At 54.0% G+C, this 12,566-nt stretch carries 12 protein-coding genes and 1 other annotated feature; of the genes, 11 read left to right on the forward strand and 1 reads right to left on the reverse strand.

Annotated features, from left to right (window positions below):
• Window position 1 precedes the first annotated feature (1 nt).
• The 3 genes from rimI to ACFPOF_RS20105 all read left to right on the forward strand — a co-directional run bounded on the left by rimI (window position 2) and on the right by ACFPOF_RS20105 (window position 3,903).
• Window positions 2-499, forward strand: coding sequence for a ribosomal protein S18-alanine N-acetyltransferase (gene rimI, locus ACFPOF_RS20095; RefSeq protein WP_378135894.1), 498 nt, complete (start codon window positions 2-4; stop codon window positions 497-499).
• Window positions 500-1,540 carry a tRNA (adenosine(37)-N6)-threonylcarbamoyltransferase complex transferase subunit TsaD gene (tsaD, locus tag ACFPOF_RS20100; RefSeq protein WP_378135896.1) on the forward strand — a complete coding sequence of 347 codons (1,041 nt, stop codon included), beginning with the start codon at window positions 500-502 and terminating at the stop codon, window positions 1,538-1,540. It abuts the gene before it with no gap.
• 77 nt (window positions 1,541-1,617) lie between these two features.
• Window positions 1,618-1,863 (forward strand) — a binding site (T-box leader).
• Between the two features lie 450 nt (window positions 1,864-2,313).
• Window positions 2,314-3,903 (forward strand): 2-isopropylmalate synthase, encoded by a 1,590-nt coding sequence (locus tag ACFPOF_RS20105; RefSeq protein WP_378135898.1) that lies wholly within the window; start codon window positions 2,314-2,316, stop codon window positions 3,901-3,903.
• A gap of 712 nt (window positions 3,904-4,615) precedes the next feature.
• On the opposite strand, the gene ACFPOF_RS20110 is transcribed toward ACFPOF_RS20105, so the two are convergent.
• A complete protein-coding gene (locus ACFPOF_RS20110) occupies window positions 4,616-6,577 on the reverse strand; it encodes an ABC-F family ATP-binding cassette domain-containing protein (RefSeq protein ID WP_378135900.1) in 1,962 nt (653 codons plus the stop codon).
• A gap of 160 nt (window positions 6,578-6,737) precedes the next feature.
• Here ACFPOF_RS20110 and ACFPOF_RS20115 point away from each other — a divergent pair, with 160 nt between their 5' ends.
• From ACFPOF_RS20115 to groES, 8 genes are all read left to right on the forward strand, one after another.
• Window positions 6,738-7,409 (forward strand): 5-formyltetrahydrofolate cyclo-ligase, encoded by a 672-nt coding sequence (locus tag ACFPOF_RS20115; protein ID WP_378135902.1) that lies wholly within the window; start codon window positions 6,738-6,740, stop codon window positions 7,407-7,409.
• Window positions 7,406-7,891, forward strand: a complete 486-nt coding sequence (gene moaC, locus ACFPOF_RS20120) for a cyclic pyranopterin monophosphate synthase MoaC (RefSeq protein ID WP_378135904.1) — start codon at window positions 7,406-7,408, stop codon at window positions 7,889-7,891. Before ACFPOF_RS20115 ends, moaC begins: the two co-directional genes overlap by 4 nt.
• Window positions 7,892-7,926: 35 nt before the next feature.
• Window positions 7,927-8,424 carry a MogA/MoaB family molybdenum cofactor biosynthesis protein gene (locus ACFPOF_RS20125; protein WP_378135906.1) on the forward strand — a complete coding sequence of 166 codons (498 nt, stop codon included), beginning with the start codon at window positions 7,927-7,929 and terminating at the stop codon, window positions 8,422-8,424.
• 20 nt (window positions 8,425-8,444) lie between these two features.
• Complete coding sequence (locus ACFPOF_RS20130; RefSeq protein ID WP_378135908.1) at window positions 8,445-9,476, forward strand: molybdopterin-binding protein; 1,032 nt, start codon at window positions 8,445-8,447, stop codon at window positions 9,474-9,476.
• Between the two features lie 68 nt (window positions 9,477-9,544).
• A complete protein-coding gene (tatA, locus tag ACFPOF_RS20135; RefSeq protein WP_378135910.1) occupies window positions 9,545-9,769 on the forward strand; it encodes a twin-arginine translocase TatA/TatE family subunit in 225 nt (74 codons plus the stop codon).
• 101 nt (window positions 9,770-9,870) lie between these two features.
• A complete protein-coding gene (tatC, locus tag ACFPOF_RS20140; protein WP_378135912.1) occupies window positions 9,871-10,650 on the forward strand; it encodes a twin-arginine translocase subunit TatC in 780 nt (259 codons plus the stop codon).
• A 140-nt stretch (window positions 10,651-10,790) separates the two neighbouring features.
• Window positions 10,791-12,062, forward strand: a complete 1,272-nt coding sequence (locus tag ACFPOF_RS20145; RefSeq protein ID WP_378135914.1) for a methyl-accepting chemotaxis protein — start codon at window positions 10,791-10,793, stop codon at window positions 12,060-12,062.
• Window positions 12,063-12,276: 214 nt separating this feature from the next.
• Window positions 12,277-12,561 carry a co-chaperone GroES gene (gene groES, locus ACFPOF_RS20150; protein ID WP_378135916.1) on the forward strand — a complete coding sequence of 95 codons (285 nt, stop codon included), beginning with the start codon at window positions 12,277-12,279 and terminating at the stop codon, window positions 12,559-12,561.
• Window positions 12,562-12,566: the final 5 nt, after the last annotated feature.

Consider the following 12,566-nt stretch of genomic DNA (forward strand, 5'->3'; position numbering starts at 1 on the left):
GATGTTGGAATATCGATTGATGAATCTAAACGACATCGCTCCGATTGTCGAGATCGAACGAGAGGCGTTCACCGCCCCGTGGTCCGCTGAGGCTTTTCGCAATGAACTGACGAACAATTTGTTCGCCAAATATATGATTATGGAGCGCGGGGACGAGATCATTGGCTATGGCGGGATGTGGCTCATTATCGATGAAGCCCACGTGACCAATATCGCTGTCAGGGAGAAACACAGGGGCAGGGGATATGGGAAGTCGCTGCTTCGCGAAATGATGCGGACCGCCTATTTTCTTGGTGCGAGACGGATGACGCTTGAGGTACGGGTATCCAATGAAATCGCCCAATCGCTTTATCGACAAATGGGTTTCTACCCATCGGGCGTGCGTCCGGAATATTATTCGGATAATTTGGAGGACGCGCTTATCATGTGGGCCGATCTCGTGCAGGAAGACGATGAGGAAGCGGAGTACGTCGGTTCGGAAAAGAGGGAAGAAGCTTAAATGGTATCATCTACAGTATCCGAGCGGGAGAGCCTGCTTCTCGCCATCGAGACGAGCTGCGACGAGACATCCGTCGCCATCGTTCGGGGCGGGCGCGAAGTGCTGTCGAACGTCATCTCCAGCCAGATTGAGACGCATCGCCAGTTCGGTGGCGTCGTCCCGGAGATCGCTTCGCGTAAGCACGTGGAGAGCATTACTATCATTTTGGAAGAAGCGCTCAAGGAAGCCGGCGTTGGCTTTGCCGACATCGACGGCATTGCGGTGACGCAAGGACCGGGCCTAATCGGAGCGCTGCTCGTCGGCGTCGTTGCGGCCAAAAGCCTCGCGCTTGCGCTTGATGTGCCGCTCATCGGCACGCATCATATCGCGGGACATATTTATGCGAACCGGTTGATCGGAGACATCGTATATCCTGCGATTGCGCTTGTCGTGTCCGGCGGCCACACGGAAATCGTGCTGCTCGAGTCGGAAGGCAAATTCCGTCTTATCGGCAGGACGCGTGATGACGCCGTCGGAGAAGCTTACGACAAAGTTGCCCGAGCTTTGAGATTCCCTTATCCGGGAGGACCGTATGTCGATCGTCTCGCTCAGGAAGCGACAGAAGAGATTGTTTTGCCTCGTTCTTGGCTGGAGCCGGACTCATACGATTTCAGTTTCAGCGGATTAAAGTCCGCTGTGCTGTCCGAGATCAACCGCTCGCGGATGAAAGGCGAAGATCCGGATTTCTCGGCACTGGCCAAAGGATTCCAACAGTCGGTAATCGATGTCGTAACCGGCAAAGCGATTCGTGCGGCGAAAGCGTTCGGCGCGAAGCAAATGTTGCTGTGCGGCGGCGTTGCGGCTAACCGGGGCTTGCGGGGCAGACTCGCCGAGCTGTGTGAGGCGGAAGGGCTACCGCTGCTCATTCCGCCGAACAAGCTGTGCACCGACAACGCGGCAATGATAGCAGCAGCGGCCGACTTGAAGTGGCGCCGGGGGCAGTTTTCCACGCTCGACTTGAAGGCGGAAGCGGTCATGTCGCTTGAGGATTGGTCTGTGTAGGTTGGAGAAAAGCCTTGTTGACAGATGAGTGGCAAGTGCATATAATAAAAACCAATCCTCAAGGGGATCATAACATTGCAAACGCGATGAACAGGAACAGTAGGGCTTCTCCCTGAATCAGAGAGCTGCGGGACGGTGCAACGCAGTAGACGGGAACCTGAAACTCGCCTGGGAGCGGAAGAATGGAACACTGCGGCCTTGTGACGCCCGGTGCGTACATTCCTACGGCTAACCCCCGTGATCGGGTACGAGCGGATATTTCCTAATGGGAATATCAACGAGAGTGGTACCGCGGATGTGCTAATTAGCCTTCCGTCTCTTACAAGAGACGGAAGGCTTTTATATTTTATACGCAAGGAACGGGAGTAGTAAGACAACCTTGGGATCAGAGAGCTGCGGGACGGTGCGACGCAGTCGAAGAGGGAGTCCGAACTCGCCCGGGAGCGGAACGATGGAAAGTTGCGGAGAAACGCCGCGCCTGTGTACATCGTTACGGTTGGCCCCCGATACAGGGCGCTCGCGGCGCAGTCGACCGAACGGCTAGCGCAGGCGGCACAAGTGGAAGGTCCGTTCGTCCGTCGGAAGACGAACGCCTTCAAGTGGAGTGGTACCGCGGCGGCTTCCCGAAGCCCGTCGTCTCTGGCCTTAAGAGACGACGGGCTTTTTCGCGTTGTTGGACAGGGACCGGTGCGCGCGCCGCCCTTCTTGCGAACCTGTCGCTCTCTTGCAATGAATCGGCGTCCTTAGGACGACCATCTAAGGAGAGTGTACCTATGACAACAAACACAAACATCGCAAGCGACATTGCCAATGCCAAACGCCGCATCAAAATATTCGACACAACGCTGAGGGACGGCGAACAAGCGCCCGGTGCGTCGATGAAGCCGGAGCAGAAAATCGTCATTGCGCGTCAATTGGCTCGGATGGGCGTCGACGTCATCGAGCCGGGATTTGCCATTTCCAGCCCAGGGGAATTTCAAGCAATCCAGCAAATTTCCCGCGAGCTTCAGCAGACGGAAATTTGCGGTTTCGCCCGCTGCGTCAAGGCGGACATCGACGCTGCCGTTGCCGCCACGCAGGACGCAGCACGCCGCAGATTGCATCTGTTCATTTCCTCTTCCCAAATCCATCTGGACTTCCAACTGCGCAAAACGCAAGACGAAGTCGTCCGTATGATGAGGGAGATGGTCGCGTACGGCAAGCAATTCGTCGATGAGATCGAATTTTCTCCGATGGATGCTTCCCGTTCGAGCGAGGAGTTTCTGTTCCGCGTCGTCGAAGCGGCTATCGAAGAAGGGGCGACGATCATCAACATTCCCGACACGATGGGATACGCGTTGCCGGAAGAGTTCGGGCCGCTGTTCACTCGGGTGCGTCAAAATGTTAGAGGCGGAGATCGAGTGATCTACAGTACGCACTGTCATAACGATCTGGGGCTGGCCGTGGCGAACAGCTTGGCTGCGATCCGACACGGCGTCACCCAAGTGGAAGTGAGCGTGAACGGCGTCGGCGAGCGGGCGGGCAACTGCTCCCTGGAAGAGTTGGTTATGGCGATCGAGACGCGCGGAGATTCGATGGGCGTTGAGACTGGCATCCGCACCGAGCACATTTACGAGACGTCGCGGCTTGTCAGCCGCACGATGCATTTTCCGATAGCGTTTAACAAACCGATCGTCGGCCGTAATGCGTTCCAGCACGAGTCAGGCATTCATCAAGACGGCTTGCTCAAAAACCGCAACACATATGAAATTATGGACCCGGAGGCAATGGGTATTCCGCGCAGCATGATCATTCTCGGCAAACATTCCGGCCGGCACGCGATCAAACATCGCGTCTCCGAATTCGGCGTTACGCTTGACGAGAATGAGATGGAGACGTTGTACAACCGCTTCAAAGCGAAAGCCGATGAGTTGAAAATCGTCACGGACGACGTGCTGATGGAATTGGTCGGCGAGTCGACGGATACAATCATTCAGCCTTACACCCTCGTTGACTTGCAAGTATTGGCAGGCTCGAACCGTTCTCGGATCGCATCGGTCACCATCCGAAGCTCCGCCGACGGCGAAGAGCGGACGTATACGGGCGCAGGGGAAGGGCCTCTCGAAGCGGTCATCCATTGCATCCGCGAGGCAATGCCAGTCGATGCCGTATTCGAAGACTTGGAGCTTCACTCTCTGTCTACGGGAGAAGATGCTACGGGAGAAGCAGTCGTCACCGTATCGAGCGCGGGCAAACGCAACATCGGCTCCGCCGTACACAAAGACATCATTCTCGCGGCGGCCAAAGCTTATGTTGCGGCAGTAAACGGAGTGATTATAGCCGCTCGCATGAGCGAAGCCCGGCGTGAGGCTGCAGGAGAATAAGCAAGGTGTCGCTTTCTGGGGGTGTGACGGAGGCGGTAATGCAACTTATGGTTGAAGCATCCGAAAGTCTGTAGATCGCAAGAAAAAATGTTCAGTTTGAGAAGGCAATGCTTCTAGCACGAACTTCGTGCGACAAGGCATTGCCGTTTTCATTTGAAGATTTGTGGCCAACTTACGGTCAGGGCCGAGGTAACAGCTACCCACGATAGACCACTAACAACCTCGAACTCCCGTGAACTGTCTAAATAAAGCTCTCTCTAACTCCCTTGGCATTTCTCGGTAAACAGGGTAGTCGATCACCTTATTTCGACTTGGTGTGGCGGGTCTTTTAACCGCAATAAGGTGATGGCATAGCGCAATTGGGCCATGGCTTCCCATTCTGTAAAGACCCTCCGCTCGCCAAGATCAGACCGTATGTGGATAAAGTTATGCACACTGCCTGTGTGTAATGTGTATAAAACGCTCAAACCCTTGGTGCGCCTGCGCTCAAAGCAAAATGAAAACAGGACTAGTTTTTCACATTTTAATTGTGGAAAATGTGGATATTGTGGATTTGGCAGTGGGTGACTTCCCCATCATCTGCAATTCGACAAAAAAAGCTTGCGCACCAATCGATTTGGTCGGGATCATCTCATCCCGATCATTCGGATTGGATTCGCAAGCTGTGGATAAGACTGTGTATAACCGCAACGTCAACAAAAAGCTTCCGAGATTATTCTTCCATCAAACCTTCCCATACCGCGTACACTTCCTCCAAGGCGCTTCTTTTCAGCTCAGCCTCGTCTTGTTTTTCCCTGAGAAGCATATAGTCCGTAGCCATTGCGGGGTCCGCCATCTCGAGCTCCAACGCCGCGATTTCCGCTTCCAGACGTGCGATGTCGGCTTCCGTTTGCTCCAGCTTGCGGGCGCGGGCGCGATCCTCGCGTTTGGCTTTTTTCTCAGCTTCGTAGTTATTCATAGTTCCGCCGAGTCCGTCGATGTCGACACTGCCCGCAGATCTGGAACCTGAACCCGCACTGGAAGCTCCCGCCTCAGGTTTTGATTCCGCCCATTCGCGCATTTGACGTTTCTTGTCGACCATCTCGTCATAATTGCCCAGGAAATGAGTCGCACCGTCAGGGGCGAGCTCAACGATTCTATCGGCGATTTTGTTCAGAAAATAACGGTCATGGGAGACAAAGATGAGCGTACCTTCGTACTCTTCGAGCGCCGCTTCGAGTACTTCTCGGCTCATCAAGTCCAGGTGGTTAGTCGGTTCGTCAAGCAATAATACGTTGGCTTTCAGGAGCATTAGCTTAGACAATGCGACGCGCGCTTTCTCTCCGCCGCTTAGAGAACTGACTTTTTTGCGCACATCTTCGCCGCTGAACAAGAAATTGCCGAGCACGGTGCGGATCTCTGCTTCAGGCAGCATTGGATATTGACTCCATAACTCCTCCAGCACCGTATTAGAAGCGTTTAATTCGCGCTGCTCTTGGTCGTAATATCCAAGCGAGATGCCTGCTCCCCATTCGATTACGCCGTCACGGATCGGCAGTTTCTCGACAAGCGCACGCAGCAATGTCGTCTTCCCGATCCCGTTCGGTCCAAGCAGAGCGATCCGTTCACCGCGCTTCGCTTCGAACGATACGTCACGAAATAGCGGTGGGAGATCTACCTTCGGCGCCGCGGAGACATTTACGACCCGCAATACTTCTTTGCCGCTCCTTCTTTCCGTCGTGAACGAGAAACTCGCATGCTTGAGTGTACCCGGCTTCTCGAGTCGTTCGATCCGTTCGAGCGCATTGCGACGGCTCTGTGCCCGTCGTGTTGTCGTCGCGCGAGCGATATTGCGTTGAATGAAATCTTCCATGCGCGCGATTTCTTTGCGTTGCGCCTCGTACAGCTTCGATTGCTGCTCGAAGGCGGCTGCCTTCAAATCCATGAATCGGCTGTAGTTGCCCGTATATCTTGTAGCGGCATGGCGCTCGATCTCGACGATAGAAGTAACGATGGCGTCCAGAAAGTAGCGGTCGTGGGAGACGATGACCATCGCCCCTGCATAAGATCTCAAGTATTGCTCCAGCCACGTGAGCGTATCGATATCCAGATGGTTCGTAGGCTCGTCGAGAAGAAGCAGCTCGGGTTGCACAAGAAGCAATCTGGCGAGCGCGAGCCGTGTTCGTTGTCCGCCGCTTAACGAGGCGACTTCCGTATCTGGATCGAATCCGCCGAAGCCCATACCGTGCAGAATGCTCCGAATGCGATTTTTCATCTCGAATCCGCCGCTTTCGCGGAATTTCTCGCTAAGATCCGCATATTGGGCGAGAAGTGCTTCATACCGCTCGGATTGTTCGAGCTCTGCAGGATCTGCGATGCGTTGTTCCATTTGTTGCAATGTTTTTTCTTGTTCGAGCAGCGGCCCGAACGCGGAATTCATTTCTTCCATAATTGTGCGATGGCCATGTAGTCCGCCGTTCTGGGCCAGATAACCGACTTTCAGCTCGCGCGGCTTGGAGACGGAGCCTGTGTCGGCGGACAGTTCGCCAGCCACGATGCGGAGGAAGGTCGACTTGCCCGCGCCGTTTACGCCGACGAGTCCGATGCGATCGCGTTCGTTAATGAGAAGAGACACGCCATCAAGGATGGGCGTGATGCCGTAATGTTTCGTAATGTTTGATGCATGCAAAAGCAAGAGGAATCCCTCCGACAATTTCTTTGGTTGATGATCTATCCACTCAAGTGTACCGTATGAGCGCAAGTCATGTCCAAACCGTAATGCTTTGGCGAAAAAGCTTCTATAGTGCTATTATGGAAATAAGTTTGTTTACGGAGTGACGGAGGCGGGAAACAACATGACGGATCACAAGTTTCTCGAATCCGCAAGCAAGTCCGAATGGCGCCGCCGGATGGCGGAAGCGAGAGACGGAATCACGCCGGAAGAGCGGCAACGGCTTTCGAGAGAAATAAGCGAGACAATTGAAAACGATATTTTACGGTCGCTAAGGGAAAAGCTCGGACGGTCGCTGAGGGTGGCGTTATTCGCGGCATTTAAGTCTGAAGCTTCGCCGTTTGCACTGTTCGAGTTTTGCCGGGCAGCCGGAGATCGAACATTTGCGACTCGGATGTTGGACGGAGGAGAAAATCTCGAACTGCGTGAAGTCGAGAAGATAACCGATTGGGTCGGCGGGCGATGGGGCGTGCCCGAGCCTGATCCGGGCATAACACGGCCAATGAACGAATCGGAGGTACTGGATGTCGTTATCGTACCAGGACTCGCGTTCGATCGCCATGGCGGGAGGCTCGGTTACGGCGGAGGATACTACGATCGGCTGTATGCGGAACTTACGGGCCGGATGGCTTATGGAACAAGCGAATATCGGATGCTATGGATCGGCTTCGCTTTTTCCGTCCAACTCGTCAACGGCAGGCTGCCAAAAGAACTTCATGATCTGCAGCTAGACGCTGTAGCGACCGACCAAGGCGTCGTTCGGTTAACTTGCGGCGACAAAGGGGGAAGTGGATGAGCAACGTGGAGACGTACGATTTTACCCATTTTAATGATCAAGGCCGGGCCCGAATGGTCGATGTGTCGGACAAGTCGGTCACCGCAAGGGTGGCTGTGGCGGAAGGCCGGATCACGATGAACCCGGATACGCTGCGCCGCATCCGCGAAAGGTCCGTCGCCAAAGGGGACGTGCTCGCAGTTGCGCAAATTGCGGGTATACAGGCGGCGAAGAAAACGTCGGATTGGATTCCGATGTGCCATCCGCTTCCGCTGACAGGCGTCGATATCCGTTTCGCCTATGATGGGGAAGAGACGTTGACGATTACGGCGGAAGTGAAGACGACAGGCAAAACAGGCGTGGAGATGGAGGCGCTCACGGCTGTTTCAGCCACGGCATTAACCGTCTACGATATGTGTAAGGCGTTGCAGAAAGATATGGTCATCGGTCCCATCATGCTGCTCAGTAAGACGGGCGGCAAAAGCGGCGACTTCATTAGATAAAAATATTCCGACTCATGGGTTCGGGGGGATATGGAATGAGATGGAAAGTTGCGTTATTAACGGCTAGCGACAAAGGTTCTCGGGGGGAACGCGAAGATACGAGTGCTCAAGTCATTCGCGAATTGATCGAAGAGGAGCTGATGGGTGATATCGTCGACTATCGGATCGTTCCCGACGACAAGGACGAAATTCGGGCGGCTCTGATCGAGATGGCGGATTATTTCAAAGCCGATCTGATATTGACGACAGGCGGAACCGGGCTTGCGATTCGCGATGTGACGCCGGAAGCGACGCTGATGGTCGCGGAAAGGCTCGTGCCGGGCATTCCGGAAGCGATGCGGGCGGGAGCAGGCCAGCGATCGCGTTACGCCGCGCTGTTTCGCGGCATTTGCGCCATTCGCGGACGGACGCTTATCCTGAATTTGCCCGGCGATCCGAAAGGCGTTCACGAGCATCTGATGCCTGTGATGGATATTTTGCCGGAAGCGCTCGATCAGGTAAAAGGGTTGCGTTCAGAGCAAGGGCGGCTATGAGCGTTGGAGACAGTAATGAAATGAGGGAAGATAACGTTGCTCGCATCGGTGACTCGATCGTTCGAGAAGTAAAAGTCGAGGATGCTATCGGTATGGTGCTTGCGCACGATCTAACGCAGATTTTGCCCGGAACCTTCAAAGGAAGGCTGTTTCGCAAAGGACACAGGGTGTCCGCTGAAGATATTCCGAAGCTGAAAGATATCGGCAAGGAGCATCTTTACGCGATCGAGATGGCGAATACGGATTTGCACGAAGATGACGCTGCGTTCCGAATGGCGATCTCGCTAGCGGGAGACAACATCGCGCTTAGCGAACCGCACGAGGGCAAAGTATCGCTCAAGTCCGGGATTACGGGGCTAGCCGTTGTCGCACGCGAAGTGGTGGACGGCATTAACCGGCTCGGGGATATCGCGCTCGCGACCGTCGTCAACGACCGAGTCGTGCATGTGGGCGAATCGCTTGCGGCGACCCGAGTTATTCCGCTTCTTGTATCGGAAGCCAAAGTTATCGAAGCGGAGCGAATTGCCCAATCGTACAGGGAAAAAAACGGTCTCTCTCCTGTGTCGGTACGGCCGTTTCGCAGTCTGAGAGCAGGTTTGCTTACGACCGGCACGGAAGTGTTCACGGGGCGAATTTTAGATCAGTTTGGCCCCGTGGTGAAGGCCAAGCTCGAAGCGCTCGGCTCGGAAGTGGCTGAGCAGCGATTCGCCCCTGATGACCGCCATACAATTGTCAATGAAATTTACTATTTCCTCGACCAAGGGTATGATATGATACTTGTGTCGGGCGGTATGTCTGTAGATCCCGACGATCGTACTCCCGGAGCGATAGCGGCAGCCGGAACGGACATCGTCAGTTATGGCACGCCAATGTTGCCAGGCTCGATGCTGCTGTTCGGTTATTTGCGCGGTATTCCGATATTCGGATTGCCGGGGTGCGTCATGCATGACCCATACACTTCATTCGACGTCTTGTTGCCAAGAGTATTGGCGGGGGACAATCTTGCGAAGGACGACATCGTTGCGCTTGGCTACGGCGGACTTCATCGCTGATTCCATGCCGGCGGTCGACCGGAATAGTTGAACGATAAGAACAATATAACGAGAACGGAGGTTATACGATGAGCGGTATTGGTGCACCGGGTATTCTTTTGCTTGTGTTGATCGCCTTGTTGTTATTCGGTCCTAACAAACTCCCCGAACTGGGCAGAGCGTTCGGCCGCACGTTGCGCGAATTCAAGAAAGGCGCCAACGATTTGATGGACGATCCGAAGCCGGCAAGCCGGGTCGACGTTTCTCCGGAACAACCGGATCTGCAGAAAGCGGAACGGCGTCTGCCGGAATAAGCGAATCTGCAACGAAACACCTTATGGGGCCGGCCTCTCGATGCGAAGCAATTTTCGCGTTGGAGGCGGCCCCATTGTCGCGAGGAGGCGAAAGACGATAGATGGCTGAAAACCAAAGCGCGCAACGCAACGATGAATGGATGCCGCTGACGGAGCATCTTGGCGAGTTACGCAAACGGATTATTTATTGCTTAATCGTATTCGTGCTCGGTCTGGTCGGAGGATTGTTCGGCTCCCAACCGGTTTTTGATTATTTGGTGGAAGCGGCGCCGGTGAAAAATTTGGACCTGCACGCGTTCTCGCCTTGGGACGCCATCGGATTGTATATGCAGTTTGCTTTCTTGATCTCTTTCGTCGTGGCGATTCCGTTCGCGATGTTCCAGTTGTGGGCATTCGTGAAGCCGGCATTGGGAGTGAAGGAGCAGAAAGCGACGCTCGTGTTCGTCCCGTGGGCGCTTGTGATGTTCCTGATCGGTTTGGCGTTTTCCTATTTCGTCGTCTTTCCGATGGCGTACTTGTTCACGGAAAATGTCACAGCGAATTTGGGTCTTGAGCAGACGTACGGCGTGACGCAATATTTTTCATTTTTGTTTAATATTTTGCTGCCGATCTCCCTGTTGTTCGAGCTTCCGCTCGTTATCTTGTTTCTTAGCCGCATCGGTATTCTTCCTCCGTCGCTGCTTGTCAGAATGCGGAAAATCGCCTGGTTTATTATGATCGTGATCGGTGTGGTTGTCACGCCGCCGGACGTCGTGTCCGATTTGCTTGTCGCCGTTCCGCTCGTGCTGTTGTACGAAGTCAGCGTACTTCTGTCCAAGTTCGCGTATAACAGAAGGCAGCGCGCGTTGAAGCGCGAAATGGAAGCGATGGATGAGGCGTAATCTTTGCGGTTAATGGGATCGCCAGCTCTTGCAAAATAGAACAGAAACCGCCAAAATCCGGTATTCCAATCGCCGAAATTATGGTACACTTGTCTCAAGAAAGGGCTTTCATTGGGGTTGAAAATCCAGGAGGGACAGGAATGCGGAATATGACGTTAGGTCGGAAAATGGGGTTTGGTTTCGCGGGTTTGGCCTTGCTTTTGGTATTGGCATTTATTTTGTTGCTGACGAACCTGAATTTAAAGGATCATACTGCGGGAATGTTCGGCGTCATCGCCATTTTCGTAGTGATTCTGGCGGCTGCGGGTTTCGGAATGATGTGGATGTCGCGTCAATTGACCGACGCGATCGGCGGAGTGACCGCGACGCTAAGGAATATCGCTTCTTCGGGAGGCGACTTGACCAGACGAATACATATTCGCTCGACGGACGAAATGGGCGATCTCGCCAATGCGGCCAATCATATGTTGGACGGCTTGCAGAAGATGATGCGGGAGCTCCGCGACAGCACGGCAGAACTTGCCGCCTCTTCTATCCTACTAAAGCAGGGTGCTGACGAGAATGCTCGCGTCAGCAGCGAAGTTTCCAAGGCGGTTGAGAAGGTCGCCGCAGGTTCCGAGACGCAAGTTGCACAGTCCCAGGAAATCTCGGCGACGATGCAAGAGACGATGGACGGACTGAGTCAAGTCGCATCGACGACGACCGGCGTATCCGACGCCGCGCAGTCGACCGTCAGCAGCGCGCAAGAAGGTTCGTTGCTGCTGCAGTCGACTTCGGCGGAGATCGCTCAGGTCGAGACGGCATTCCGTTCCTTGCAGGAAGTTGTCAGAGGCTTGAATCATAAGTCCGAACAAGTACGCGAAGTTATCGGCTACATTTCCGAGGTCGCGAATCAGACGAACTTGCTGGCACTTAACGCGGCGATCGAAGCGGCTCGCGCGGGCGAACACGGACGCGGCTTTGCCGTCGTTGCCGGCGAAATTCGCAAGCTCGCGGATCAGACGCAGCAATCCGCTGTTCAGATCGGCGACACGATCGGAACGATGTCCGGCGATATCAATCAGGTTGCAACGATGTTCGAACAAAGCGCCGGCCAAGTGTTCTCTGCCGTATCCGGCATGCGTAACGCCGAAGAGACGTTCAGAACAATCGTCGGCAACGTTGGGCAACTGACATCGGACTTCGTAAATGTAGCGGCTTCTGTTGAGCAGATGTCCGCAGGTAGCGCTTCGGTCGCGAAGTCGATCCAGGACATTACCCGCATAACGGAAGAGACGGCGTCCTTCACCGAGCAAGTGTCGGCGATGACGGAGGAACAGCTTTCCTCGACGGAAGAAATGGCCCGCACAGCGGATAACTTGAGTGTCATGGCAGGTAGGCTGAAAGCGCTCGTTGGTAACTTCAAAACTTGATTAAGAGGTAACTTCATTGCTAACACTGAAGTTACGTCCAAGGTGCGAATCTGCGACTATTGCGGATTCGCATTTTTTTGTGTGACTTTTAACGTAAAAGGACTTGAAAAGCGGATTAAAAATCCGTATCATAGAAAATGGTTATTAGCACTTGAAGTAATTGAGTGCTAACAAAAATTGCGAACATGAACAATTTAAGAAGGAGGCAATTTACATGATTAGACCACTGGGTGACCGCGTTCTCGTTGAAGCGGCAGCGAAAGAAGAAAAAACGGCAAGCGGTATCGTATTGCCGGATACGGCGAAGGAAAAGCCGCAAGAAGGCACGATTGTTGCTGTAGGCAGCGGATCGTTGAACAAGGACGGCGAGCGGGTTGCGTTGGAAGTCAAAGAAGGCGATCGCGTTTTGTTCTCCAAATATGCGGGTACTGAAATCAAATACGAAGGCAAAGAGTATTTGATCATGAAGGAAAGCGACATCCACGCGATCGTGGGTTAATTCAT

The sequence above is a fragment of the Cohnella soli genome, from assembly GCF_042655525.1.
GTDB lineage: Bacteria > Bacillota > Bacilli > Paenibacillales > Paenibacillaceae > Cohnella > Cohnella soli.